The 25,767-nt window shown below is 70.3% G+C and carries 20 protein-coding genes; 7 read left to right on the top strand and 13 right to left on the bottom strand.

Going from position 1 to position 25,767, the window contains the following annotated elements; all coding sequences use genetic code 11:
• Positions 1–16: 16 nt before the first annotated feature.
• Genes BL253_RS08630 through BL253_RS08615 form a run of 4 tightly spaced genes read right to left on the bottom strand, consistent with a single transcriptional unit; the run spans position 17 to position 3,989 of the window.
• Positions 17–1,174 (bottom strand): LLM class flavin-dependent oxidoreductase, encoded by a 1,158-nt coding sequence (locus tag BL253_RS08630; protein ID WP_076815254.1) that lies wholly within the window; start codon positions 1,172–1,174, stop codon positions 17–19.
• 31 nt (positions 1,175–1,205) lie between these two features.
• Complete coding sequence (locus tag BL253_RS08625; RefSeq protein ID WP_241834633.1) at positions 1,206–2,105, bottom strand: ABC transporter permease; 900 nt, start codon at positions 2,103–2,105, stop codon at positions 1,206–1,208.
• Position 2,106: 1 nt separating this feature from the next.
• A complete protein-coding gene (locus tag BL253_RS08620; RefSeq protein WP_076815251.1) occupies positions 2,107–2,913 on the bottom strand; it encodes an ABC transporter ATP-binding protein in 807 nt (268 codons plus the stop codon).
• Positions 2,910–3,989 carry an ABC transporter substrate-binding protein gene (locus BL253_RS08615; protein WP_076815249.1) on the bottom strand — a complete coding sequence of 360 codons (1,080 nt, stop codon included), beginning with the start codon at positions 3,987–3,989 and terminating at the stop codon, positions 2,910–2,912. The genes BL253_RS08620 and BL253_RS08615 overlap by 4 nt, the downstream gene beginning before the upstream one ends.
• 346 nt (positions 3,990–4,335) lie before the next feature.
• Here BL253_RS08615 and BL253_RS08610 point away from each other — a divergent pair, with 346 nt between their 5' ends.
• A complete protein-coding gene (locus BL253_RS08610; RefSeq protein WP_076815247.1) occupies positions 4,336–5,364 on the top strand; it encodes a TauD/TfdA dioxygenase family protein in 1,029 nt (342 codons plus the stop codon).
• Positions 5,365–5,487: 123 nt separating this feature from the next.
• Here the strand turns inward: BL253_RS08610 and BL253_RS08605 are convergent, their stop codons facing one another.
• The gene (locus BL253_RS08605) at positions 5,488–6,438 is read right to left on the bottom strand and encodes an alpha/beta hydrolase (RefSeq protein WP_076815245.1); all 951 of its coding nucleotides are present in this window, start codon (positions 6,436–6,438) and stop codon (positions 5,488–5,490) included.
• A 75-nt stretch (positions 6,439–6,513) separates the two neighbouring features.
• Here BL253_RS08605 and BL253_RS08600 point away from each other — a divergent pair, with 75 nt between their 5' ends.
• Positions 6,514–7,071, top strand: a complete 558-nt coding sequence (locus tag BL253_RS08600; protein ID WP_076815242.1) for a TetR/AcrR family transcriptional regulator — start codon at positions 6,514–6,516, stop codon at positions 7,069–7,071.
• 99 nt (positions 7,072–7,170) lie between these two features.
• Here BL253_RS08600 and BL253_RS08595 read toward each other — a convergent pair whose 3' ends face one another.
• Complete coding sequence (locus BL253_RS08595) at positions 7,171–7,773, bottom strand: TetR/AcrR family transcriptional regulator (RefSeq protein ID WP_198946214.1); 603 nt, start codon at positions 7,771–7,773, stop codon at positions 7,171–7,173.
• Between the two features lie 65 nt (positions 7,774–7,838).
• Between BL253_RS08595 and BL253_RS08590 the strand changes: the two genes are divergently transcribed.
• Positions 7,839–9,167 carry an MFS transporter gene (locus tag BL253_RS08590; RefSeq protein WP_081438114.1) on the top strand — a complete coding sequence of 443 codons (1,329 nt, stop codon included), beginning with the start codon at positions 7,839–7,841 and terminating at the stop codon, positions 9,165–9,167.
• Between the two features lie 19 nt (positions 9,168–9,186).
• On the opposite strand, the gene BL253_RS08585 is transcribed toward BL253_RS08590, so the two are convergent.
• A complete protein-coding gene (locus BL253_RS08585) occupies positions 9,187–10,644 on the bottom strand; it encodes an MFS transporter (RefSeq protein WP_076815240.1) in 1,458 nt (485 codons plus the stop codon).
• Between the two features lie 111 nt (positions 10,645–10,755).
• A complete protein-coding gene (locus tag BL253_RS08580) occupies positions 10,756–12,591 on the bottom strand; it encodes a glycoside hydrolase family 15 protein (RefSeq protein WP_076815239.1) in 1,836 nt (611 codons plus the stop codon).
• Positions 12,592–13,083: 492 nt separating this feature from the next.
• On the opposite strand from BL253_RS08580, the gene BL253_RS08575 reads away from it, so the two are divergent.
• Positions 13,084–13,491: an SHOCT domain-containing protein gene (locus BL253_RS08575; protein WP_076815237.1), complete on the top strand. Its 408-nt coding sequence runs from the start codon at positions 13,084–13,086 to the stop codon at positions 13,489–13,491.
• 129 nt (positions 13,492–13,620) lie between these two features.
• On the opposite strand, the gene BL253_RS08570 is transcribed toward BL253_RS08575, so the two are convergent.
• From BL253_RS08570 to BL253_RS08560, 3 genes are all read right to left on the bottom strand, one after another.
• Positions 13,621–14,955, bottom strand: a complete 1,335-nt coding sequence (locus BL253_RS08570; protein WP_076815235.1) for a Dyp-type peroxidase — start codon at positions 14,953–14,955, stop codon at positions 13,621–13,623.
• Between the two features lie 21 nt (positions 14,956–14,976).
• Entirely contained in the window at positions 14,977–16,005 is a 1,029-nt protein-coding gene (locus BL253_RS08565) for a hypothetical protein (RefSeq protein WP_081438113.1), read from the bottom strand.
• A 117-nt stretch (positions 16,006–16,122) separates the two neighbouring features.
• Entirely contained in the window at positions 16,123–16,656 is a 534-nt protein-coding gene (locus BL253_RS08560) for a hypothetical protein (RefSeq protein WP_076815233.1), read from the bottom strand.
• A gap of 506 nt (positions 16,657–17,162) precedes the next feature.
• On the opposite strand from BL253_RS08560, the gene BL253_RS08555 reads away from it, so the two are divergent.
• The 3 genes from BL253_RS08555 (at position 17,163) to BL253_RS08545 (ending at position 20,592) form a co-directional block, all read left to right on the top strand.
• Entirely contained in the window at positions 17,163–17,900 is a 738-nt protein-coding gene (locus BL253_RS08555; protein WP_076815231.1) for a GAP family protein, read from the top strand.
• Positions 17,901–17,974: 74 nt separating this feature from the next.
• Positions 17,975–19,078, top strand: coding sequence for an AI-2E family transporter (locus BL253_RS08550; protein WP_241834631.1), 1,104 nt, complete (start codon positions 17,975–17,977; stop codon positions 19,076–19,078).
• 20 nt (positions 19,079–19,098) lie between these two features.
• Positions 19,099–20,592: a DUF2252 family protein gene (locus tag BL253_RS08545; protein ID WP_338013699.1), complete on the top strand. Its 1,494-nt coding sequence runs from the start codon at positions 19,099–19,101 to the stop codon at positions 20,590–20,592.
• Between the two features lie 92 nt (positions 20,593–20,684).
• Here BL253_RS08545 and BL253_RS08540 read toward each other — a convergent pair whose 3' ends face one another.
• Positions 20,685–22,805: an FUSC family protein gene (locus BL253_RS08540; RefSeq protein WP_131831467.1), complete on the bottom strand. Its 2,121-nt coding sequence runs from the start codon at positions 22,803–22,805 to the stop codon at positions 20,685–20,687.
• A gap of 651 nt (positions 22,806–23,456) precedes the next feature.
• Positions 23,457–25,292, bottom strand: coding sequence for an alkyl/aryl-sulfatase (locus BL253_RS08535; RefSeq protein WP_076815227.1), 1,836 nt, complete (start codon positions 25,290–25,292; stop codon positions 23,457–23,459).
• Between the last annotated feature and the right edge of the window lie 475 nt (positions 25,293–25,767).

Here is a 25,767-nt window from a genome sequence, read left to right as displayed (position 1 = left end):
CCGCGCTTCGCGCCGTTCACCGTCTCCGTCCGGCCGCCGGCGTCTCGACCGGGGCCGGGGGCTGGACCTCCTCGACGACGCCGCGGCGGCGCAGGAGCCGACCGGCGCCCTCGCCGAACCAGTAGGCCTCCTCCAGGTGCGGCTGGCCGGAGAGGATCGCGTGGTCGATGCCCAGCGCGTGGTACTCCTCGAGCCGTTCGGCGACCTGCTCGTGGCTGCCGACCAGCGCGGTCCCGGCGCCCCCGCGGACCAGGCCGTAGCCGGCCCACAGGTTCGGGTAGATCTCCAGGTCCTCGCGGCGGCCGCCGCCGTGGAGGTCCCGCATACGCCGCTGCCCGACGGAATCCATCTTCGCGAGATCGGCCTGCGCCGAGGCGATGCGCTCCGGGCTGAGGTTCTCGATCATCCGGTTGGCCTCGTCCCAGGCCTGGCGTGCCGTGTCGCGGCCGAGGACGTGCAGCCGGATGCCGAACCGCAGGTCGTCGTTCCCGGCGGCCGACGCCTTCTCGCGCATCCGGTCGAGCCGCTCCTTCAACTGCGGCGGCGTCTCACCCCAGGCGAGGTACACGTCGGCGTGCCCGGCCGCGACGTCCTCGGCGGCCGGGCTCGCGCCGCCGAAGAACACCGGCGGCGCCCCCCACGGGCTCGGCCGGGACGTCGCCCCCTCGACCTGGAAGTACCGGCCGGCGAAGTCGAACGGCGTCCCGCCGGACGCGCCGCGCAGCACCTGGAGGAACTCAACCGTGCGCGCGTAACGCTCGTCGTGGGAGAGGAAGTCTCCGAACCGTCGCTGCTCGGTCGGGTCTCCGCCCGTCACGACGTTCAGGTACAGCCGCCCCGCCGAGATGCGCTGGAACGTCTGGGCCTGCTGGGCGGCGAGCGTCGGGCTGATGAACCCCGGGCGAAACGCGACCAGGAACCTCAGCCGCGAGGTGACCTGTGACAGCGCGGCGGTGGTGAGCCAGGCGTCCTCACACCAGCTGCCGGTCGGGGTCAGCATCGCCTCGAATCCGAGCTGTTCCGCCGAGCGGGCGATCTGGCCGAGGTAGTCGATGTCGGGCGGACGCTCGACGGCCTCCGAGTCGCCGATGCCGCTCGAACCCGCGCGGCCGGAGCCGACGATCCCCCGGCCGTCACCGTTCGTGGGCAGGTACCAGTGCAGGTGCAGGGACATCGGCGGCCCTTTCGGTCAGCGGCTGGTGGGGTCAGCGGCTCGTGGGATCGGCGAAGCGGTGCAGCAGGCGCAGCAGCCCGTCGAAGGTGATACCCAGCACCGAGATCGCGAGGATGCCGGACAGGACGAGCGGCGTCTGCAGGTTCACCCCGGCATTGTTGATCAGATACCCGAGACCGCTCGTCGCGGCGATCAGTTCCACGGCCACGATGCTCGTCCAAGCTCCGCCCATGGCCAGCCGCATGCCGGTGATGATGCCCGGCAGCGCGCTGCGTAGCCGGACGGTCAGCAGCGACCACAGCGGCGACGCGCCGAGGCTCCGGCTCGCCTGCACCAGCTCCTTGGGRACCGCGTCGAGCGCCGACACCGTCGCGATGATCATCACGGGCACCACCCCGATCAGGATCAGGATGAACTTCGGCGTCTCACCGATGCCGAACCACACGATGAACAGCGGGATGAACGCCAGCGGCGGCAACGGCCGGCTGATCTCAATGATCGGGTCAAGCAGGTACCGGATGACGCGGACCGAGGCCATGACTCCGCCGAGCGCGACGCCGATGACGACCCCCGCGCCCCAGCCGGCGAGGATGCGCGCCGCGCTGACGAGCGCGTGCCGCCACAGCGTCTTGCCCTGCACCGCCGGGTACTTCTGGGTGAGGTAGTCCCAGAAGGTGCTCACCGTCTTCTGCACCGTCGGGAGGATCACCGGGTCGTCCTTGAGACAGGACACGAGCTCCCAGATCGCCGCGGACAGGATCAGGCCGAGCACGCCGTACGCCACCCGGGACCAGGAGAACGTCCGGGCCCGGGTCCGACCTCCGGCCAGGATGACCGTGGCGTCCACGGCCGTCGGCGCCGAGACCAGCGCCGGGCTCGCGGGGGCGGCACCGGTCGCCGCGCTGTCGGCGGCCTTGGAGTCGGTCGTCACCTCAGTGCTCACCTTCCAGTGCCTCGCGGATGTGACGCTTGAGCCGCACGAACTCCAGGGTCTCCGTGTCGGCGATGGTCCGGGGCCGAGGCAGGTCGACGTCGATGACCGCCCGGGTCCGGCCCGGGCTTCCCGACATGACGCAGACCCGGTCGCCCAGCAGCGCCGCCTCCTCGACGTCATGGGTGACGAACACGATCGTGATCCGGTCTCGTTGCCAGAGGTCGAGCAGGAACCGCTGCATCGCGACCCGGGTGATCGCGTCGAGCGCGCCGAACGGCTCGTCCATCAGCAGCAGCCGCGGGCGGTTCACCAGCACCCGGGCGAAGGCCGCCCGGTGCCGCATGCCGCCGGACAGCTCGTGCGGGTAGGCGTCCCGGGCGTCGCCGAGGCCGACCGTCTCGAGCAGTTCGACAGCACGCCGACGGGTGTCGCCGTCAAGCTCGTGGCGCGCTCGCGGCCCGTAGAGCACGTTGTCGAGCACGCTGAGCCAGGGGAAAAGCATCGGCGTCTGGAAGAGCACGCCGCGGTCGGGACCGGGCCCGGTGACCGGCCGCTTGTCGACGAGCACCTCACCGCCGTCGGGGTGCGAGAAGCCGGCGAGCATGTTCAGCAGCGTCGACTTGCCGCAGCCGGACGGTCCCAGCAGGCACAGGAACTCGCCCGGCGCGACCGTCAGGTCGAACCCGTCGAGCGCGAGCCGCCCCGGCGCCCGGCGCGAGCGTCCGGCGAACTGCTTGCGCACACCGATGATCTCGACGGCGGGTCTGTTGCCGGCGCCCGCCCGCGCCTGCTGGGTGATGGTCACGACGCGCAGTTGTCCTTCAGGGCCTGCTCGACGTAGCTGGAGTCGAGGTGGGCGGTGATCTGCTCGGCCGTCGGCACGGTCGTCACCCGGCCCTGGTCCTTGAGGAACTGCCCAGTCAGCGCGTAGGCCTTGGCGATCTCACCGTCGGCCAGCGTTCCGCCCGGCTTCTTGAACCAGGACAGCTCCTCGTCGGCCGGCACGAAGGGAATGATCTTCGTGGCGGGGATGGCCTGCTYGGCCGGCGAGCCGGTCAGCCCGGTGGCCCTGGTGATGTACGCGTCCGCCCGCGGACCGGCGCTGATCGCCTGCGCGTGCATGATCTGGCAGACGAACTGCTGCACGACGGGACGGTTCTTGGCGGCGAAGTCGTCGGTCACGCCCAGCACGTTGAGCGACGGGAAGCCGAGCTTCGCGATCTCCTCGGCGGTCACGACCTGCCGGCCCGAGTTGTTGGCCTTCAGGTCGAGCGCCTGGGCGATCTCGACGTACGCGCCGTCGATCCGGCCGGCCTTGAACGCGGCCGCGACCGCCGCCTCGCTCGGGAAGCCGACGACCTTGGTCTTCTCCGTGAGCCCCTGCTTGGACAGCCAGCCGCGGATCTCGAAGTCCTCCGAGGATCCCTGCAGGTCACCGACGGTCCTGCCGGCGAGGTCGCCGTTGGCCTTGATGTCGGGGCCGACGATCAGCTGCGCGGCGTCGAAGTACTCCGCGTAGATGACCTTGAACTTGGTGTCGTTCGCGATCGCCCCGACCACCGGCGGGTTGCCGACGCCCGAGACGAACGGGAACGCGCCACCCCGCAGCTCGGCGAGACCCGCGACACCGGAGTCGATGGGCGTGAGCTTGATCTTTCCGTCGATCTTGCCGGCCAGGTCGGAGTTCCCCGCGACCAGCACCTCGGGGCCGACCGTGGCGCTCTGGAAGTACCCGACGCCGATGGTCGTGTTCGAGCCGGATGAACCGGTGGTGGCCGCCGAACCGGCCGGGTCCGGGGAGTCCGAGGAGTCGGATCCGCACGCGGCGAGGGCTAGCGCTCCGGCGGCGAGCAGGGAGATGCCGAGAAGGGTCTTGCGCATGACCGGGTGTCTCCTGGTGAGGGAAGCCGAGGCCGCGAACATGGGCCGGCACGCGCCTGTCGGGGCGGCGCGAGCGACGGCGCACGATCGTCGTGCGGCGGACGATGTGGGAGGCGATCGGCACTCGATCTGCCGGATCGGAAGCATCTCGGCGGGCGGCGGGGGCCGCCGGCCATCAACACATCGTGACGGGACAGCTGGCGCTCGTGACGTGACCGAGATCGACGTGACGCCTGCGCGTCCCCCTGAACTCCGTCTTCACATTGCACACAATCCAGATCGGAATAGTGCCTGTCAACCGCACTGTTGCGGAGGAACCGACACATCCCGACCGAGGAGAGCCACCATGGCAGGCGTCACCGACGACCTACGTGCACCCGCGGCGCCCCAGCCCCTGGTCACGCGGACCCCGTGCGTCGACGGGGGCACCCGCCGGGCCGCCGCCAGCGCCTGGCGGGCGCAGCGGCTCACCCCCCGGATCGGGGCGCGCGTCGACGGGCTGGACCTGCGGGCACTGACGCGTTCCGGCGGGGCCGAGGAGCTGCGCGAGGCTCTCGTCGCCCACAAGGTGCTGTTCATTCCGGATCAGGATCTCGACGCCGACGACCACGTCGCGCTGGGACGGGCACTCGGCGACGTGACCACCTCACATCCGGTCGTGCCCGGGGCTGACGAGCGGCACCCGGAGATCTACGAGCTCGACAGTCACGACGGGGGAACATCCGACGTCTGGCACACCGACGTCACGTTCATGGCCCGGCCGCCCATGGCGTCGATCCTGCGGGCGGTCCGGCTGCCCGAGCTCGGCGGCGCCACGAACTGGGTGGATCTGGAACAGGCCTACGAGTCGCTCTCGCCGGCGGTGCGCGCACTCGCGGACGGGCTCGAGGCCATCCACGACGGGAACCGGGAGTTCGGCGAGTATCTCGCCCAGCGCCGGGGCGGGGAGGGCAACGACTGGGACGGCGCGCGGGTACGAACCCTGGTTCCTGTTCGGCACCCCGTGGTTCGGGTGCACCCCGAGAGCGGCCGGCGGTCGCTTTTCGTGAATCCGGGCTTCACCGTGCGGATCGCCGGAGTGAGCGACGCCGAGAGCCGGGGGCTACTCGATATCTTCTTCGCGCACATCACCCGGCCCGAGCACCTGGTTCGTCATCACTGGCGGCCCGGAGACGTCGTGCTCTGGGACAACCGGAGCACCGCGCACTACGCCGACCACGACTACGGCGACTTCCAGCGGATCATGCACCGCGTCACCCTGCGCGGCGACATCCCGGTCGGTCCGGACGGCCCGCGGCGCACGCCCGCCGCGCCGGCAGCAGACCTACCGCGCGAAACCTCCGCCGCGACGGTCAGATCCGCCGCGCCGCGGTAACGCCTCGATCAAGTCGCTCCGTGCCGTAGTGCCCATCTGGGCGTGGGTGAACCGCTCAACGGCATGAACCCTGGGCGCCGACGCGTGACGACGGTCCTCGAGCCGGCCATCTCCCGCCGGCGGTCAGCCGGCGAGCGAGGCTCGGAGGAACTCGCGGATCTCCGCTCGCGCGGCCTCGGCCTGCGGCGCCATTCCCGGGACGCTGAGGAACGCGTGGCCCGCTCCCGGGTACTCGGACAGYCGGGCTGACGTGCCGGCCGCTCGCAGCCGTTCGGCGTACTGGCGGCCCTGATCGGCCAGCGGATCATGGGTCGGCACCACCACGAGCGCTGGGGCCAGCCCGTCCAGGCTGTCGGCGTACAGCGGCGAAAGCGCGCGGGGGTCGGTTCCCGGCGTGACGGCGAGCCGCTTGAACAGGCGCAGCACCGGCACGGCGAGCGTCGGGGTGTGGGGGTACTGGGTGACCGAGGCGTATTGGAGCATCGTGTCGGTCATGTCGACGGCGGGGTTGACCAGCACCTGCGCCCTGAGGTGCTGACGGGACTCCCTGGCCCGGATCGCCGCCATGGCGCTGATCAGCGCGCCGCAGCTCTCGCCGAAGACGGCGGTCCGCGCCGGGTCGACGCCCCACTGCTCGGCGTCCCGCATCACCTGCTGGAGCACGTCCCAGCCGTCGGCGACGGCCGCCGGCAGCGCGGTTCGGTAGTCGAGGAGGCGGTGCTCGACCGAGACGACGACCGCGGGCAGCTGGGCGGCGAGGTGGCTGTTGACCCAGTCGTTCTGCACCGCCGTGCCCACGAACCCGCCGCCGTGCACGTGCAGCACGAACGGCAACCTGGCGCCTTCGTCGGCGCGCGCCGACGGCCGATACACCCGGACCGGGAGTCCGCGGCCGGGCAGCGCCAGCTCCTGCCAGCCGATCGCGGCGCCGGGATCCGGATCCCCGGTGATCGGCCGCACCGCGGGGGACGCCCGGAAGAGGTTCTCCGCGTCGCGGTAGGCGACCAGCTCCTCGGCCGTCATCGCCAGCCAGTCCGGCTCCGCCGGACGCTTCGTCGCCGCGATCTCACTCATGCCTTCTCCTTGCCGACGCAGTTTCACAACCTTCGGTATCGAAACCTAGGGTAGCGAAACACGTATGATGTGGCAATGGCACCGGCCACCTCCGCCAGACCACCCGGCCGGCCGCGCGCCGGCGTCCATGCCGCGGTCTTCGCGGCGACGCTGAGCACGGTCCAGGAGCTCGGCTACGCGCGCGCCACCGTCGAACGCATCGCCGCGGCGGCCGGCATCGCCAAGACGACGGTCTATCGGCGCTGGCCGTCCAAGGGCGACCTGATCGTGGACTGCCTCCTGGACGCGTTCGGCCCGGTGCCGCTGGAAGGCCGGAGCCGGGCCGAGATCATGTCCACGGCCATCCACTGGATCGCGGCGAAGATCGGCGAACCAGGGGTGGGCGACGCGTTCGCCGGCGTGTTCAGCGACGCCGTCAGCGACCCGGCCCTGCGCGAGATCCTGGCCACACGGTTCCAGGATCCGTACCGGCTCGCGCTTCAGGACGCGCTGGGCGAGCCGGAGAACCGGGTCCTGTTCTTCATCGACGTCGCGGTCGGATCCCTGCTGCACCGGATGGGCATGACGGGCGAGCCGATGGCCGACGCCGACGTCGTCGCGCTGGTCGAGATGATTCTGCCGGCGTTTCGCTGACGGTTCGCGGCGGCGCCGCGGCGACGGGGCGACAGGGCGCGGGCCCGCCTCGCGGATCGGCGATGACGCGGGGACAGGCGTCCGACGGCGGCGGAACCGTCAGCTCGCGTCCACGATCAGGATGGCGAGCGCCCGGGCGCTGCGCGCCGGCCCCTCGGTGCCGAGCGCGGCGGTGGAGGCGTAAAGCCCCTCGACGACCAGGGCGAGGCGGTCGGAGATCGCCTCAGCGGTCGCGACGTCACGGTCGGGTAGCTCGAGGGCGAGCTCGCGCAGCCTGGCGCGAACCCAGGCCTTCACCGCCTGCGCGCTGGCGTGGGCCGCGGACGTCGGCTCGGGGTACTCGGCGAGCACCATGAGGAACGGGCAGCCGCGGAACGCGTCGGGACCGGTGACGGTGACCAGCCCGTCGAACAGCGCCAGGATGCGATCTCGCGCGGGCCGGCTCCCGTCCGCGGTCAGCGACTCGATCCAGTCTCGATAGCCGGCGGCGTAGCGGTCCACGTAGGCCGCCACCAGCGCGTCCTTGGATCGGAACAGGCGGTACAGCGTCGTCGGACCGACGCCGGCCGCCGCCGCGACCCGGTCGACACCGGTCGCGGTGATCCCGTGCCAGTAGAACAGGTTCTCGGCCGCGTCCAGGATCGCTTGCCGGGTCTCGGCGGCTGGGCGGCGGGCGCGCGTGGGCGGCGAGTCGATAAACACGGTTGCAACGGTAGGGAACGTTCCCTATCGTTGCAAGGCGACCCGCCGACCAGAGGATCCGAACCATGCGCGCCACCGCGACGCCCCCCGGCATCAGTACCGACACTGGCACTGGCACTGGCACCGATACCGGCACCGAGCCAGAGGCAGAGCCCGGGGCCGAGCTCCGGCCCGACCAAATCCTGGCCCGGCGCCTCCGGCCGCTGCAGGTCGGCGTCGCGCTGCAGAACATGCTGCTGTGGGTCCCGGTCGAGAAGATGTTCATGACGCAGATCGGCTTCGACGCCGCGGCGATCGGACTGGTCGCGGCCGTCTACGCCGCGGTCGCGCCAGTGCTGGAAGTGCCCTTCGGCATCCTCGCCGACCGGTGGAGCCGAACCGGGATGGTCATCCTCGCGACCCTGGCACTCGCGGCGAGCTCCCTGGTCGGCGGTCTTAGCAGCACGCCAGCGACGTATGTCGGCTCAGCCGTTCTGCTCGGCGTCTTCTTCGCGCTCAACTCCGGCACCGTGGAGAGCATCGTCTACGACACTGTTGTCGAGGAGACCGGCGCGGGCGACGGCTACGAGCGGTGGATCGGGCGGATGCACGTCGTCGAGGCCGCGGCGCTCGTCGCCAGCGCGATCCTGGGCGGGCTGCTCGCCGCGTTCGCCTCGGCCAGGGTCACCTACTTCGCCACCGTCCCACTCATCGCGGCCGCCGCCCTCGCCTTCGGGCGCTGCCGCGAGCCGCGCCTGCACCGGCGCGCGGAACGGGTCACCTTCCGGCGTCAGGCCCTGGCGACCGTGCGGGTGCTGGCCGCCGACCGGGCACTGCGCCCGGTCGTGCTGCTCACCGCCCTCACGGCCGTCGTCGCCCAGCTGGTCTTCGAGTTCGGGCCCCTATGGCTGGTCTCGCTGCACGCGCCGGCCGCGCTGTACGGGCCGTACTGGGCGGCGCTCGTCTCGACCGGTGGCCTCGGCGGCTGGCTCATCTCCCGGACCCGGCTCGACCGACCGCCCGTAGCAATCGGGTTCGGCGCGTTGCTGGTGCTCGCGGCCATCCTGCCGACGCTGGGCCACACCCTCCCCGTCGTCATCGCGGGCCAGTTCCTCGTCGCCCTGGTGGCGGGGATGACAGGCATCCGAGCTGGCCGGCTGCTGCACGACGCGGTCGGCGCGCAGCTGCGGGCCGGCGTCACCTCCGGCGCGGGCACGCTGTCCTGGCTGATCTTCCTGCCGGTCTCCGTCCTGTTCGGGCAGCTCAGCCGCGGCCGGGGCGTCCAGACCGCCGGACTGCTGATCGTGCTGCTCGCTCTCGCGATGGCCCTGCTGCTGGCACACACGTCCCGCCGGCCGCGGCCTGTGGCCGACGCCGGCCCCCAGGCCGCCGAGCCGACACTCAACGCGACCTGAAGATCAAGGACGCGGTGTGTCAGGGCCGCGACCGGGCCCCCGACGCGGGGAGGCGGGTCTGGCGATCGGCGCGGCTCGGGATGAGGAGCGCGAGGGCGAGGCCGATCAGCGTGATGACCAGCAGGGTCGTGAGGGACAGCGCGAAGGGCCGGCCGCCGGGGTGGGTCGCGGCGACGAGGATCGAACCGGCCAGTGCCGTTCCCAGTGATGACCCCAGGTTGGAGACGCTTCGGGACAGTCCGGAGATGTCGCTCTGGTCGCCGTCCGGGAAGCTCGACTGAACGAGGTTGACCGCGGCGGTGAGCATGATGCCGACGCCCAGTCCGGTCAGGAGGAGCCCCGGGATCAGGCTGAGGACTCCCGAGGTGGTCCGGACCAGGGCGAGGATCAGGGCCATGCCGATCGTGGTGACGACGAAGCCCGCCCTGATCAGCGTGCGTTGCGAATGTCGTCTCGCGAGCCTCTCGGCGGCCGCCGAGGAGACCAGGATTCCCACGCTGGCGGGGGTGAGCATCAGGCCCGTACGGATCGCGTCGTACTTCCAGGCCTGTTGGAGGAAGAGGCTGACCACGAAGAAGGAGCCCTGCATGGTGAGCCACTGGATGAGTTGAACGCCGAGGCCCAGGTTGGCCGTGCGGTCATGGAGGAGCCGGCGGCGCAGCAGCGGCTCCTTGCCCTTTCGCTCCCGGGCGCGCAGGTACCAGAAGAACCAGGCGAGGATGGCGACCCCGACGCCGATGTACAGCCAGACCGGGGACATCCCGCCCTTGGAGATCAGGACCGTGCCGGCGACCGAGAAGTCCTTGCGGGAGACGAACCAGCCATAGGCGTTGGTCTGCAGGATTCCCAGCACCAGGAAGAACAGGCCGGCCGCGGACAGCGCCGCGCCCCCCAGGTCGAACGGAGGCCGAGGTCCCTGCCGCGGCTGGTCGGTGAGGTCGCGCGCCAGGAAGATGATCAAGGCTACTGCCAGGGCCTGGATCAGGAACAGCGCGCGCCATCCGAACAGGCTTGTGATCAGTCCACCGAGCAGCGGTCCGGCCGCGRCTCCCAGGGCGCCCGCGCCGCTGACGACGCCGAAGTACTTCGCTCGCGTCCTGACCTCGGGGAAGGTCACGGTGACCAGGATGTACACCGGCGGGATCATCAGCGCCGAGCCGACGCCCTCCAGGATGGAGTTTCCCAGGATCATCAGCCCGAGGCCCGGCGACAGTGCTGCCAGGAGCGCGCCCACGCCGTAGACAGCCAGGCCGGCGATGAAGCACGTCCGCCGTCCCCAGATGTCCGACAGCTTGCTGCCGGGGATCATCAGCGCGGCCATGGTGAGCGTGAACAGTGTGATCGTCGTCTGCACGCCGATCACGGTGGTGTCGAGGTCCTGCGCGATGGCGGTGATGGCCACGTTCAGGCTCGATGCCGCATAGCTGCAGATGAACTGCGCGAGCGCCAGCGGCAGGACGACCGCGCGGGCGTCGATCTTGGACGGGCTGCCCGGGGACGAGTTCAGGATGGTCCTCCTCGCGCGTCCGGGACGACGGTCGAGTCCAGGCGCGTCAGCCCGCTGTACGCCGGGTTGACGGTCATCCGGTTATGCCGCGGCGCGCTCCTCCGCGTCGAGCTCGTCGTCCAGTGCCATGGCCGCGGCGACGAGCGCGAGATGGGTGAACGCCTGCGGGAAGTTGCCCAGCTGCTCGCCGGACGGACCGATCTCCTCGGCGAACAGGCCGACGTGGTTGGCGTAGGTCAGCATCTTGTCGAAGGCGTACCGGGCCTGGACCAGCCGGCCGRCCCGGGCGAGCGCCTCGACGTACAGGAAGCTGCAGAGGTTGAAGGTGCCCTCGGAACCGCGCAGCCCGTCCGGGGACGCCTCGGGGTCGTAGCGGTAGACGAGGCTGTCGCTGACCAGTTCCTGCCCCATCGCGTCGAGGGTGCTCAGCCATGCCGGGTCCCGTGGGGACAGGAATCCCACGCGGGGCATGAGCAGGAGCGATGCGTCCAGAACGTCGGTGTTGTAATGCTGGACGAATGCTTCTCGCTTCGGGCTCCAGCCACGGTCGACGATCTGGTTGAAGATCGCGTCGCGGACCTGGGTCCAGCGGGGGATGTCCGCGGGGCGCGAGTACTGGGATGCCAGGCGAATGCCACGGTCGAAGGCGACCCAGGTCATGAGCCGGCTGTAGGTGAAGTCCTGCTGGCCGCCGCGGGTCTCCCAGATCCCCTCGTCGGGCCGGTCCCAGGTGTCGGTGAGCCGGTCGAGCATGGCGGCGAAGGCCTGCCAGCCGCGGATGCCTCCGATGTCACCGGCGACAGCGAGCGCGTCGGCGGCTTCCCCGTAGATGTCGAGCTGGACCTGGTCGGCGGCGGCGTTGCCGATCCGGACCGGTCCTGACCCCTGGTAGCCCTCGAAGTGATCGAGGGTCTCCTCGGTCAGCTGAGGGTCGCCATCGATCCGGTACATGATCTGCAGCGGTTCGCCTGAGGCCGTGCCACCGGCGGTGAGCCGGTCGCGCAGCCAGTGGCGGAAGGCATGGGCCTCCTGGGTGAACCCGAGGTCGATCAGTGACCGGACCGAGAGGGAGGCGTCCCGGATCCAGGTGTAGCGGTAGTCCCAGTTGCGTTCGCCGCCGATCTGTTCTGGCAGTCCGGCGGTGGCCGCGGCGATCGGGGCCCCCGTGGGGGCGTAGGTGAGCAGTTTGAGGGTGATCGCCGAGCGGTTGACCGCGTTCTTCCAGCGGCCCCGATAGGTGCAGGAGCGCAGCCAGTCGATCCAGAAGCCGCGGCAGGACTCCAGGTCGTCCCGGATGTCGTCCAGTGACAGCGGGCGCGGTGCGGGGCTGCCCGGCRCATCGCTGGTCAGGACGATGGCGGCGACGTCCCCGGCCGCGAGAGCGAAATGGGCCGAAACATCGTTGGAGTCGGCTTGGAACGTCACCGGCTCGGTGGCCTGGATGTGCAGATCGGCATTGGGGCCCCGGAAGACCGCGGATCCGCGGTCGACCTGGGTGAGGGTGTGCGGCGCGCGCGCGTAGTCGAACCGGGGACGGCAGACGAACGTGAAGGGAAGACTTCCTCGGACCACCCGCGCGACTCTCAGCAGGCGATGCCGGGCTGTCGGCGTGGTGGTGTCCAGAGGCTCCATGAAGTCGGCGACCTCTCCGACGCCGCTGGGAGCCATGAATCGGGTCACCAGCACCGCGGTGTCCGACAGATACAACTGGCGGATCGTCAGCCCGCTTTCGCCCGGAAGCCCGGCGGCGAGCCGGCAGAAGCCACCGCGATCCTTGTCGAGAAGGGAGGCGAAGATGCTGGGCGAATCGAATCGCGGCGTGCACCACCAGTCGATCGATCCTTCGGAGGAGACCAGCGCCGCGGTCTGAAGATCTCCGATCATTCCGTGGTCGGCGATCGGTGGGTAGCTGCTCACGGTCGCTTCTCCTTCGGTCGGGCCCACGCGACGGGACTGCTCAGACGCAGGTGTCGGCACGCGGGTCGCGTCGCCGGAAGGTCCGGCCGGATGCGAGCTCACTTGTGACGCCGTACCGGAGCAGCGCCCGGCGGACGACGCCCGCGCACCTCGATCGGCCGATGYGCTCCACGTTCCGAGCGTGCGCTCGATCGCGGCTCGGCGCACTCCGGCCGCCGGGTCGTGACGCCTGCGCATTGGTCCAGGTGCGGCCCGAGTGCACCTTTCGCGCGCGGATCTGTGCCGAAAAACCCACCGAGAAATCGGGACAGTGCGACCTGGTAACCCGGCCACCGCACCGACGCGGCCGCCGCGCCGGTATGTCCGGGATCCTCGGTTTGGCGCCCGGCCGACGGAATTGGCCACCCGTCACCGTCCGTGACTGATCGAGTCGACTGTTTCGTTCCGGGGCGTGATTGTGGAGGTGATACCGGCTACGGGACGGAGGATCGTGTGTTGGCTACCCAGTACCTTGCCTATGACTATCCGGTGCTAGGCGCCTTCTGGACCCTTGTCTGGATCTTTCTGTGGGTCGTCTGGCTGGTTCTCGTCGTCCGCGTCATCGTCGACATATTCCGGGACAGGGAGACAAGCGGCTGGGCCAAGGCCGGGTGGCTCGCCTTCGTCCTGGTCCTGCCGTTCCTCGGCATCTTCGCCTATCTCATCGTGAGAGGGCAGAGCATGGCCGACCGGAACGCGCGGCAGTTGCAGGAGCAGCGAGGGACGCTCAACGCCTACATCCGTGATGTGGCTGGCGGAAGCAGGGATGTCGACGACCTGGCCAGGCTTTCCGGGCTCAGGGCCAGTGGCGACATCACCGCGGCGGAGTTCGAGCGCGCCAAGGAGAAAATCCTGCGGTGAGCAGGCGGCCGTCCCATGCCCGGTCCCGCGTGTCGCCGCCGCCCGGCGACCGCGGGACCAGGCGGCCGGCGTGGCCGGCCGGGCGTCGCGGGGGCCGCGTGACCACCGCCGCGGAGTGCCACGCCGCGCTCAGTCCTTCAGGTCGCCCAGCCAGCGCAGTGCGTTCAGACCTGGCAGGAAGCAGTACTCGCCGCCGCGCGTGACGACGAACCGCGGCAGCCCGGACAGGCGCCGGCGCAGTGGCCGTCGGGGGATGGCGAACCCGGCGGGGCCTTCATGGCTTCCGGTGATGGGGTCCGTGGCGCCGTCTGCGCCGAAGAAGACGCCGTCGTTCATCCATTCGGACTGGACGAACTCGAACTGCCGCCCGAGGTGGGCGCCGACGAACGTGAACATCAGGCCGCGGTCGGCGCCGTCGTCGTCCAGGACTCCGGCAGGCAGCGGCGGGCCGTAGACACCGCCCCGCCTGATCATGCGGTGCAGCCGTGGCTCGCCGGCCACCGAGGCGTCACGGGGATTGGCCCGGCGGATGTGGCAGCCGCCCGGGGTGATGAATCCGCCGGGATCATCGCGCTCGTAGAGGAACGTGTTGCGCCGTTCTGGATCAGCCCCGAGGGCGGGGTCGTCGTGATGGGGGCTGAGCGCGAGCGGCGCGCCGCTACGCCACCGGCCCATGATCTTGGCGGCCAGCAGCTCCTCGTCCTCGGCGCTGGTGGCGTTGTCCCGCAGGTAGCGCCGGAACGCGCCGACCCGTTGGTAGAGCTTGCGGATGGCCACGTAGCTCCCGTTGCGCCCGAGCTCAGTCGGCTGCGGAGCCTGGACACCGCCGAGCTCGTCGGGGTAGCCGAGCACGAACTCGCCGGCCTTCAGTGGCGCCTGCAAGGCGTTGGACCCGGCGATGCCGCTGCCCTCGACCGCCGGCTGGCTGACGCCGTCGCGGTAGCCGAAGTGCTCGGTCTCGGTGKGCAGGGTGTAAGAGTCCTGCCGCCAGATCGCGGTCACGCCGGACAGGTGGTCGTAGGCGGACCGAGCCCGGTCGATGGCCGTCCGCAGCTGGGTGGCGTCYGGCGCCACCACGAGGAGCACGACGTGCACGGCGCAGGTGCCCAGCGGCGCCTCCCAGTTCTCGGGGCAGCTCTCGCCGACATCTCCGAGTGCCTCGGCCCTGGCGGCCATGCCCTGCCGGAACTCCCAGGCGAACGTGGCCAGGGCGGGCTCCGGAACGCCGAGTGCCCGCAGTCCGTGGCAGGTCAGCGCGACGCTGACCCAGGTGTCCCCCAGCGGGCTGACCGGGTCGGCGACGGAGGTCACCATCGTGCTCGCGCGGCGCATCAGCTCCCGCCCGTGCGCCGGGTCATCGACCCGGAACAGGAGATAGCTGGCCGCATAGGGGGTCGGCCGGGGGCTGAGGACCCCGCGCTGGATGTCGTCGAGCTGCAACGAGGCACGCGTCTGCCTGGTCACGGTCCGGGCCTCCTTCCAGCCTCAGGTCTCGCGGTGCCGGGTCGAGACGAGGTTGCGCCAGAAGTTCCGCAGGCTCTCGTCGCCGCCGAACAACGAGCTGAAGATCGTGGAGTCCGCGAGGAGCACGTCGCCGGCCCGGTCCCCGGCGGGAGGCATCCACAGGAACGCGTTGAGCTCGGTGGCCCCGGTCTCGGTGAACGGATGCGGCCGGGTCGTGTCGATGGGCTGCCTGGCCAGCACCTGGACGAGGCCCGGCTCGTCGGTCGTCACCGCGTAGTGTGGCAGATGCTGGTGGAAGTTGACGTGGCTCACGCCGTCGAGCCATCCCCTCGGGTCCAGGTCCCTGGCCACGGACAGCGGGGCGGGCTGGTTGTGCTCCCGGACGGCGGGACGCAGCCCATAGCGGTTCTCGACGGGTACCCCGAGTCCCCGCATGAGGCTCCGGACGTATCCGGCGAACCGCTGCTGGYGGGGAACCAGGAGATCCCCGTGATGGTGGTACTCGATGTCCCGGGCGGCCAGGTCGTCCGAGGCCCCAAGGTCGTGGTGCGGTCCGAGGACCAGGCAGGCTTCCTCTCGGCTCAGGAAGTGCCGCAATGCCTCGATCTCCGCCGGCTCGGYCCTCTGCCCGGTGATCGTGTGATCCAGCCCGAACACGAACAGGGTGTCGGTATCCGCCAGGACCCGTTCGTCCAGCACGGTCCGAAACCCCGCCTGATCGATCCGCTGATACACCGGCACCGGATGCCCGGTGACCTTCTCCACGTATGCCTGAAAGGGCACCCACGCCCAGAAGAACAACTCCAGTGCCCCCGCGATGCCCTGCTGGAACTGGAACGGGTCGGACCACCGCGGTTCCTCGTAGGTGGGCCAGGAGACCCGCCGGACCTCGGTCATCGTGGAGAACCGGTTGTCGAGCTCGGCCGGGTTCCTGCCGGCCTCGGCCGGATAGCTCCACGACACGTAGACGCTCACCCGCCGCCGACCCGGGGTGTACGGGCGGGAGACGTGACTCTGGTTGTAGGTACGGGCCGTACCCGACTCGGGCATCACGGCGTCCGCTCCGCGAAAGAGGGTGGTGAGGGTGCGGACGGTGGCATTCTCACGGCGCCTTCCTGTCACGGCTGGCGATGGGGTGGGTATGGTTCCCGCGGCGACGCCGGAGGATCACTGCATCTGGTCGAGCATCTCCGACAGGGCGTTCTTGACTCGCAGGGCCTTCTTGATCTCGTCGGAGGTCACGTACGGATACTCGCCGTACTCAATGAAACTCGGGCAGTGGTGCGCACGCACGAAACGGACGAACGCCTCGGGGTTCGTCCGCCAGTCCTCGGGGAACCCCTCGAGATTCTCGAACGCCGTGCTTACTCCCGCCCTGCTGAAAAGCGCGACCGCGTCCTCGGTGTACCTGTCGAAGTCCGTGTCGAAGATCCCCTGGTACATGAAACGTGTGTCGTCGTCGAAGAGCACCCAGCGCAGGTAGTGCAGCTTCAACGGCGCGAGCAGATGAGGATTCCCATCCAGCGCGCCGGCGAGGGTGCGGCCGTGCGCGCGTATCGCCTCGGCCCGGCCCGGCTTGACCTTGGCGATGATGGTGAACCCATAGCACGCCGGCGTTTTCGGGTAGATGGGGCCATATTTTCCCTGCTCGAGCTGGTCGGTCTCCTTGGGGATGGCCACCGCCCGCGGCCTGATCTCCATCTGGGCTCCTTCGCCGCCGCGCACAGAAACCACCGCAGCCTCACACACCGCGCGATGGACCGCCGGGCGACCGGCGAGGGCTCCACCAACCCGACTCACACCGGCGGTTGGGGCGCATGCCTCACGCTCTGGGCGATCAGCGACCGTTTCGGTTTATATAACAGCACGCGTGGGGCGATCGGGTCGCCGCGACAACCTATCCGTCGGCACATACCACCCTCCTCGGTGTACCGCGACGAGGGTGCCCGCGCCACGCCAAGGCAACCGTCGCCTTCGCGGCCGACCGCCAGGTTCGCCGAACATGCGCCATTTCGCCGAATTCGGGAGAGTTCCTGGCCGCTGATCGAATCGACCGGTCCCCCATTGAGTGGGACTGTAGAGGTCTGACCGTGATAGGCGGGGTGAAAATCACGGCCGGCAGCGACAATCCCGCGGAAGAGCTCCGGCGCGTCAGTGAGAAAGCGCCACGCCGAGCCCCAGCCGATGCCACGTCGAGGGAGACGACAGTGACCAGTGCCCTGCCGCTGGCCATCGTCGCCGGTATCTATCCGCTCGGCCTGGCGATCGTGGTGCGATACCTGGGCGATCCTCCCTCTCTGCGGCACGCGTTCGCCTACCTCGGCGGGGCGGCAACGGTCACCGTCGGCGCCGGGGTGGCCATCGTGGTGACCCTGCGCCTCGCCGAGCTGCCTGGAAGGCAGGAGCGGACCCTGAGCGCCGGTCTGCAGACGTTTCTTGGAGCGGCGCTGCTGCTGCTGGCGCTCTGGGTGGCCCGACACCGCGCGACCGCGATCCACCGGCCGTCGCGAGGCGCCGAGGCAGCCTCGCAAGAAGCGGACAGGTCAGACAGGTCAGACAGGTCGGACGCGGCGCGCGCTCCGACACCACAAGAGAACGTTGGCGGTCTGGGGGCGGCGGGAACTCGAACGATCTTCCTCGTCGGGGTGACGACATATCTGCCTTCCGCGTTCTATATCGCGGCCCTCAGGAATCTCGCGGAGGCACATTCCGGCGTGGGCATCACCATTCTGTCGATGTTCGTGTGCGCCGCGCTCGTGCTGTTGATGGTGGAGTTACCGATCGCTTTGCGACTACTTGCGCCGAGACAGACCGGGCGAATTCTCGCCGCTTACAACGCGTGGATGAACCGCCACGGATGGAATATCGTCCTTCTGATTGCCACAGCGAGCGGGCTATACTTCCTCGCGAACGGCGTCGTGGAACTTTTGACATCCGGCCAGTAGTGCCGGGAGCCGCCGGYGAGCTTTCCCGCGTCGACGCCTCTCGACACGCGCGAGCGCGGAAGGGTCGGAACACGGTGCGGATCTCGTCGACCGGCGCCCCGACGGGATCGCTGGCGCGCCCGATGGTGATCCTGCTGGGACTCGCGTCCCTGGCCGTCGCCACGGCCGGGTTCAGGGCCTTCCGCGACACGCTGGGCCCGGCGTTTCTGGCGTTGGTCCTCGTCGTCACGGTGCATCCGCTGCAGGCACAGCTGCGCCGGCGCGGGGCGCCCGGCTGGGTCGCCGTCGTCGTGGCGATGATGACGATATACGCGATTCTGTTCGGCCTGGTGGTCGCCCTGGTGGCGTCGGCCGCCCGGCTGATCACGCTGCTGCCGGACTACAGCGCGCAGTTCGACGACCTGCGCCACCAGGTCGCCCGGTGGCTGGAGGGTCTCGGCGTCCAGCCGGAACAGGCCAGCGCCACGGTCGGCCGGCTCGACCTGTCCAAGCTGTCCGGCGCGCTGCGGGACATTCTCTCCGGGCTGACCTCGGTGGGGTCGAATCTGGTCCTCATCGTCACGCTGGTATTTTTCCTGACAATCGACTGTGACCAGTTCGCACGCCGGCTCGACGTGGTCGCCGAGTCACGGCCGCTTCTGGTGGGCGCACTGCGARAATTCGCCCGCAACACGCGCCGCTATCTGGCCGTCTCCTCGCTCTTCGGACTGATCGTCGCCGCGCTCGACGCGCTGGCCCTGCACTGGCTGGCGATCCCGCTGCCGCTGCTGTGGGGGCTGCTGTCGTTCATCACCAACTACATTCCCAACATCGGGTTCGTGGTGGGCCTGGTCCCGCCCGCGCTGCTCGGCCTGCTCGAGGGTGGCGTGGTCCGCATGCTCTGGGTCGTGGCGGTCTACTCGTCGATCAACATGGTCGTGCAGTCGTTCATCCAGCCGAAGGTCGTCGGCGACGTGGTGCGGCTGTCCGCGACGCTGACCTTCCTGTCGCTGGTGTTCTGGGCGTTCGTCCTTGGCCCGCTCGGGGCGCTGCTGGCGGTGCCGATGACCCTGCTCGCCAAGGCCCTGCTCATCGACGCCGACCCCGCGGCCCAGTGGCTGCGTCCGCTTCTGGGCGATACAGCCGCCGAGGCGGCGGTCGAGGATCCCTCCATGCCCGGCCATCCAGGAACCCGGTAGGACTCTGCGCGGAGGCGACGATGAGCAACACCACCGAGGCTCAGGAGATGCCGAATATGACCACCGCCGCCACACGGCCTCCCGCGCGCCGTTCCCGACGACGGTCACCCGGGGAAATCCCCGACAATGCTCCGCGGAAACCGGCGGAGCGAGCGGCCCAGGGAAAAACGGCACGGACCCGGGCCCCGCGTGGGACCCACGCGGAATATGAACCGGCGCCGGACCGGGCCGATCCGATCGAGGTGCTCGACCGGCAGTCACGCAGCCGCCTGCCCGAACTCGTTCCGCTACGCTACCAGCGGATGACGGAATCGCCGTTCAGGTTCTATCGAGGCGCCGCAGCGATCATGGCCGCGGATCTGGCCGGGACGCCGACGTCGGGAATCACCGTCCAGCTCTGCGGCGACGCGCACATGCTGAACTTCCGGCTGCTCGCCTCCCCCGAACGACGCCTGACATTCGACATCAACGACTTCGACGAGACCCTTCCCGGCCCCTGGGAGTGGGATGTGAAGCGGTTCGTCACCAGTCTGGTCATCGCCGGCCGCGCCAACGGCTTCGGCACGTCCGAACGGCGTGCCATCGTGACCGCGGCGGCCGGGGCGTACCGGACGTGGATGCACCGGCTCGCCGCGATGACCAACCTCGACGTCTGGTACGCACACGTCGATGTCGACGATCTGGGCACGCGGTTCGCGGACGTCATGGGTCGGCGGGTTTCCAAACGCCTGTCGCGGGCGACCTCGCATGCCCGGTCGCGTGACCAGCTGCGGGCGTTCACCAAGCTGACCGAGGTCGTGGACGGCGAACGGCGTTTCGCGTCCGACCCTCCCCTGCTCGTCCCGATCAGGGAGTTGGAGGCCGGGAGTGAACGCGAGCTGGTGATGGGATGGCTCGGCTCCATCGTGAACCGGTACTCCGCGACCCTGTCGGCCGACCGGCGCTCGCTGCTCGCCCAGTACCGTCTCGTCGACTTCGCGCGCAAGGTCGTCGGCGTCGGCAGCGTGGGCACCCGCTGCTGGGTCGCGCTGCTGCTCGGCCGTGACGACGACGATCCGCTCCTGCTGCAGATCAAGGAGGCGGGCACATCAGTCCTGGCCGACCATCTGCCCGGGAGCGCGTACGACAACCAGGGCGAACGGGTGGTCGTCGGGCAACGGCTCATCCAGGCCGCCAGCGACATCTTCCTCGGCTGGCAGCGAGTGGAGGGCCTCGACGGGCAGCGGCGCGACTACTACATCCGGCAGATGCAGGACTGGAAGGGCGTCGTGGAGACGGAGAGCATGCGCCCCGACGGCATGGCACTGTTCGGGCGCCTGTGCGCCGCCACCCTCGCGCGGGCCCACGCGCGGTCAGGCGACCGCATCGCGATCGCGGCCTACCTGGGCAACGGTGCGGCGTTCGACCGGGCGGTCGCTCGCTTCGCGGAGGCCTACGCCGACCAGAACGAGGCCGACCACGCCGCGCTGGTCGAGGCGGTCCGAACGGGACGGGTCAGCGCCGCCGCATCCTGACGCTCGGTCGTCACGAAGACCACCCTTCTGACAGCCAGACGTCCCGGGTGCCGCACGCCCAGCCCTGGTGCCGCACGCCCAACCCTGTTCGGTCACTCACGCCAGGCCCCGGATGTTCCCGAGCGACCCAGATCGTGTGTGTCAGGGCTTGGGGCGGAGTCGGAGCTTGGGGCGGAGTCGACCAGTGCGGCGAACTCGCGCCGCAGCGGCGGGAAGGGTGGCAGCTGCGCCGGTTCCCGCGGCGGCGCGGGGCCATCGCCACGGATCCCGGCGGCGAGCTGGCCGAACAGCAGACGGATGCCGTCCGGCGAGGCCGCGGTGGCGGGCAGCGCGTCGCGCAGCCCGAGGGGCTCCAGCAGGACGACGTAGCCGAGCCGGCGGGCGGCGACGACCGTGGGCCAGGTGGCCCGCGCTGTCTCTCCCGGCTCGTTGTCGGCCTCGACATGCATCTCCGAGAGCCATTCCAGCCTCGCCTCGACGTGGTGACGGGCCGCCCCCCGCCGTCGGTCTCTCCGAGCGCGCCGGTGATCCTGTCCCGTGCGCCGCGGAAGGCGCTCCGACGTCAGGACTGGCCGCAGGGCCGGGGGCGTGCTTCCGGTGCGTGCCTCGGTCAGGAGGTTGGCCAGGAGAACGCCGGTGGCGCCCACGCAGTCAGCCAGCGCGTCCGGCAGTCTCCGGGCGGCGACCCGGGGCCAGAGGACCAGCGAGGCGACGAGACCCACGACGAGCCCGAGCAGCGTGTCGACGAACCGGGACACGACCAGCGCCTCCGCCGACTCGCCCGGGCCGGAGACCTGAGCTACGAGCATCGTCAACGGCATGACCAGGAGCGCTCCGAACCCACCATTGGCGGGGCCGAGCAGCTCGATCGCCGCCTGTAGGACCATGGCGACGACGATCAACGACCACACCGGGAACGGAACAGTCAGCAGCGCGAAGGTCGCGAGCGCGCCCAGGACGGTTCCGGCCGCGTGCTGCAGGGTGCGCTGCCCGGCCACCCGGGCGGTCCGCACCTCCAGGACGGTGGCGGCGGCCACCGGGGCCCAGTAGGGCCGATCGATACCGGCGGCGATCGCGAACAGCGCCGCCGCCGCGGTCGCCACGCCACACCGCGTAGCCCAGGGCCACGCCGGAGACCGGAGCCGCAATCCGTCCGCCAGGAGATCCCGGGTCGGCGCGATGATCGGCGCGACCGCCCGCACGCCTGTCGGGCAGGCCAGGTCAGCGATCGTCACAGCGAGCCGATGCCAGGCCCACGACGTACGTTCCTGTCCTCGATCCGCCACCGGCCGGTCATGGTGGGCGAGCTGCCCCACCCTCGTGGTCAGCGCCGAGACCCAAGCCCGTCGCCTCGGGTGACCTGATGTGTCGAGGTGGTCGACCAGCACGTTCGCGCGGGCCGCGGCACCCGCCCAGGCGGTGGCCAGCGCCACCTCACCGACGGCGCCGGGCTGGGCAGGCGGCGCCCTACCCCACCCCAGCGCCCACGATCTTCGGGCCGGGTCATACCGGCCGCTCAGGACGCCGGCGGCGTAGTCCCGCAGGCGCCCGGGCACGCTGGCCGGTGGGGGACGTCCCGTGAGCGTCGCGTAGTCCACGATCCGGGTGAAGACGCGCCGCAGCCGTGCCGCGATGGCGGCGAGCGGACCGCCGGGACGGTCGCGGGCGACGATCACTTCGGCACGGCGGACCTCTCTCTCGGCGTCGTGACGCGCCATCTCCGTCCGTTTCGTCCCCCAGGTGCCAGCCAGGGTCGCGAGCGCCTCCAGCGCCTCGGCGACGGCGTGCCGGCTTGGCCCGGCCTGGTCCCGACGCGCGCAGATCATCGTGAGGAAGTAGGCGAAGGCGGCGCCTGCCAACGTGAGCCCGGCCCGCGTGCCGATGTTGGCGGCGCCCGGCGGAAACTGGGTGGCGACCGCGCACGCGACCACGATCGGCACCGCGCCGGGCGGCGGCGCGAGCAGGGCCGCGAACAACGCGGTGGCGACGAACGCGACAGCGGCCACCGCGACGGCGGTTCGCCACGGGTTCCCCCCGGCCATGGCCCCCACAGCGCCCGCCGCGGCGGATCCCACCGCGACCACCGGCAGCGCCCGCGCCCGGTAGCGCCAGCTCGACCTCGGGTAGTAGATCGCCGTCACCGCCCCCAGGGTCGCCGTCAGCCCCAGATCGAGCCGACCCGTCAGCTGCCCGGCGATCAGCGGGATCCCCATCGCCAGCGCGCTGACCCACGCGAGACGGCCCCGCCCGCGCGGCGGCCGCCTCACCGTGAAAGCGCCCCGCAACGACACTCGACCCGAAACGGGCGCCCCCCGTCGCACCAGCTCCACCCAGGCGCAATGCCCGCCCCCGCGCACCACCAGCCACCCACGCACGGAACGCCGCTCGACGAGCGGACCGCGAGGTCAGCCACGACAGAACGAAGCGACGCGTTCCGCGGATACCTCTCGAGGCTCGGCACACCTGACAGCACGGAATTTGTCGAATGCGATGGAGGTCGGACTCGCGAGCTCGCCCGAATCCATGAGATCAGCCGATAATCAAAGATGAGACGGCTTGTGCGTCGAATTCTTAATTGTCGCTTGACTGTGACCGCGCACCCCTCTGTGCAGGTTTTGCTGGTCGCMCGCCGGGTGGTCCCACATTTGGTGAAGACTCCGCGCGAGCACAGCCCGCGAGGTGACGTACGCATGGCACGTCTGCTGGTCGCGTCCGACGTCGCGGAACCGGCGCGTCGTCACCTGCGGCGCGTGGACCCTCTGGCTATAAGCTGGCCGGTCCTCCCAGCCCCTGGACGTCGGTCTTCCCGGCGGTGCCGGCGAGCTGGGGATCGAGATATCCGGTCCGGAGACCGTGGCCATCGCCTACGGTTCGATGATGTTGAACCCGGGATCGCCGGGATCCAGCACGTCCAGCAGCTGCCCCAGCGTGCCCTCGTCGCCGTCGAGGGACAGCCCGGCCGCGCGGGCGGCGGCGAGGTCGCCGGACGCGAGGGCGCTCAGGGCCGCGCGCGGCACGGTGATGGTCACCGAGACGGGACCCGAGCCATCGCGCGCGTAGGTGAGCACACCGTTGGCCAGGGTGGCGCGGAAGGTCGAACCGTGATCGGGGAAGACCCAGCGCATGGCCAGGTCGAGGTCCCACGCCGCCGGGCCGTTCACCTGCACGGCCAGCCCGCCGAAGAACATCTCCGGGGGCAGCTGCGCGACCACGTCGGGTGAGTTGGTCATGGTCGGAGTGCCGAAGTTGCCCTCACGCAACTCCCGTGCCCCGGACAGGTAGGCGTTGCGCCAGGTCCCGTTCTCGCAGCCGAATCCGAGCCTCTCCAGGACATCGGCCAGCAGCGCGCGGGCTTCCTTGTACTCGGGCTCGGCGAACACGACATGGTCGAGGACCTGGGCCGCCCACCGCAGGTCGCCGGCGTCGAGCGACCGCTGGGCCTTCTCGACGACGGCGTCGGCGCCGCCCATGAACTCCACATAGCGGCGGGCGGACTCCTCGGGCGGATGCTGCCAGAGCCGGGCCGGGTTTCCGTCGTACCAGCCCATGTAGCGCTGGTAGATGGCCTTGACATTGTGGCTGATCGAGCCGTAGTAGCCGTGCGTGTGCCACGCGCGGTGCAGCGCGGGAGGCAGTTCGAGCATCTCGGCGATCTCGATGCCGGTATGGCCCTTGTTGATCAGCCGGACGGTCTGGTCGTGCTGGTAGGCGTACAGGTCCCGTTGGGTTCGCAGGAACTCGACGACGTTGTCCGTGCCCCAGGTCGGCCAGTGATGAGACGCGAAGACCACGTCGGCCTGGTCGGCGAACATCTCGATCGCCTCGGTCAGGTACCGCGCCCAGGAACGCGGGTCACGCACCAGCGCCCCGCGCAACGTCAACACGTTGTGCAAGGTGTGGGTGGCGTTCTCGGCGATGCACAGCGCGCGGCGGTCCGGGAGCAGGAAATGCATCTCGGCGGGCGCCTCCGAGTCGGGCGCCAGCTGGAACACCAGCCGGACCCCGTCCACGGTCATTTCCTGGCCCGACCGAGTGATGTCGATCGTCGGCGGGATCAGGCTGACCGTCCCGGTGGAGGTCGTCTGCCCCAGCCCGGCGCTCACCCCACCCCGCGGACCGCGCGCGAGAGCGGCCCCGTACATGTACCCGGCCCTGCGGCCCATCGCCGTGCCGGCGTAGACGTTCTCCGAGATCGCGTGCTCGACGAAGCCCTGCGGCGCGATCACCGGGACGCGGCCGGCGTCGACCTCGTCCTGGGCCACGACGCCCTTCACCCCGCCGAAGTGGTCCGCGTGGCTGTGCGTGTAGATCACGGCCGTGACCGGCCGGTCCCCCCGCTGGGACCGGTACAGCCCCAGGGCCGCCCGCGCCGTCTCCACCGAAAGCAGCGGGTCGATCACGATCACACCGGTGTCACCCTCGACGAACGAGACGTTCGACAAATCCAGCCCACGTACCTGGTAGATACCCGGAACGACCTCGAAAAGGCCCTGCTTCGCGACCAGCCCACCCTGCCGCCAAAGACTGCGGTGAACCGACTCCGGGCTATCACCGGTCAGAAAGGAGGCGTAGGAGTCGTTGTCCCACACGACCGCCCCGTGCCCGTCCTCGACAATCCCCGGATCCAACGTCGCCAACAGCCCACGGCTCGCGCCGAAAAAATCTCGTCGATCGTCGAACGGAAAGACCGTTTCGCCCATCCCGCGCCTCCAGTCGACCCACCACCGGACTGGTGCCCAAACGCTCGGGCACCTGCCTGGCCAAGTCCAGCGAGAAGGACGATTCGCAGGATTCCGTCAACGCGCGTATGAACCGCGTTGGCTGGCGGAACAGGTGCGGCCGGAGACCGCTGGCGATCCGGTACCCATCAGATCGTGCGCCCGGACCTCACTTCCGGCAAGTCGACGCCGCCGCCAAAGGCGACGGATACCCGACGGCACGGGCACGAACCCCTGTCAGCCCGAGAACGCTGGACGCAACGTCAACTACGGCTCACCAACGTTCGGGCGTCTCCGTGGCCGAGACGGACGCGGCGCCGCGTCGGGCACCATCGCCTTCGGCTGGTCCGGTGAGGGCCTTCAGACGGGTCCCGGCCGGGCTGGCGCCGGTGGCACCGCTTGTCGCGCCCGCTGTCGACCTGTCGGTGGTCACCCTTCCGCTGGGTAGCCGGCAACT

It is taken from the genome of Pseudofrankia asymbiotica, assembly GCF_001983105.1.
In the GTDB taxonomy this organism is placed as follows: Bacteria; Actinomycetota; Actinomycetes; order Frankiales; family Frankiaceae; genus Pseudofrankia; species Pseudofrankia asymbiotica.
The sequence above is the reverse complement of the archived record's forward strand: the minus strand, read 5'-3'. Positions and strand labels throughout refer to the sequence as shown.

Excerpts from the sequence above, each read along its gene's own strand:
- BL253_RS08630 (WP_076815254.1), bottom strand. The coding sequence starts at position 1,174 with ATGTCCCTGCACCTGCACTGGTACCTGCCCACGAACGGTGACGGCCGG.
- BL253_RS08610 (WP_076815247.1), top strand. The coding sequence starts at position 4,336 with ATGGCAGGCGTCACCGACGACCTACGTGCACCCGCGGCGCCCCAGCCC.
- BL253_RS08600 (WP_076815242.1), top strand. The coding sequence starts at position 6,514 with ATGGCACCGGCCACCTCCGCCAGACCACCCGGCCGGCCGCGCGCCGGC.
- BL253_RS08590 (WP_081438114.1), top strand. The coding sequence starts at position 7,839 with ATGCGCGCCACCGCGACGCCCCCCGGCATCAGTACCGACACTGGCACT.
- BL253_RS08560 (WP_076815233.1), bottom strand. The coding sequence starts at position 16,656 with ATGGAGATCAGGCCGCGGGCGGTGGCCATCCCCAAGGAGACCGACCAG.
- BL253_RS08545 (WP_338013699.1), top strand. The coding sequence starts at position 19,099 with ATGAGCAACACCACCGAGGCTCAGGAGATGCCGAATATGACCACCGCC.
- BL253_RS08540 (WP_131831467.1), bottom strand. The coding sequence starts at position 22,805 with ATGGGGATCCCGCTGATCGCCGGGCAGCTGACGGGTCGGCTCGATCTG.
- BL253_RS08535 (WP_076815227.1), bottom strand. The coding sequence starts at position 25,292 with ATGGGCGAAACGGTCTTTCCGTTCGACGATCGACGAGATTTTTTCGGC.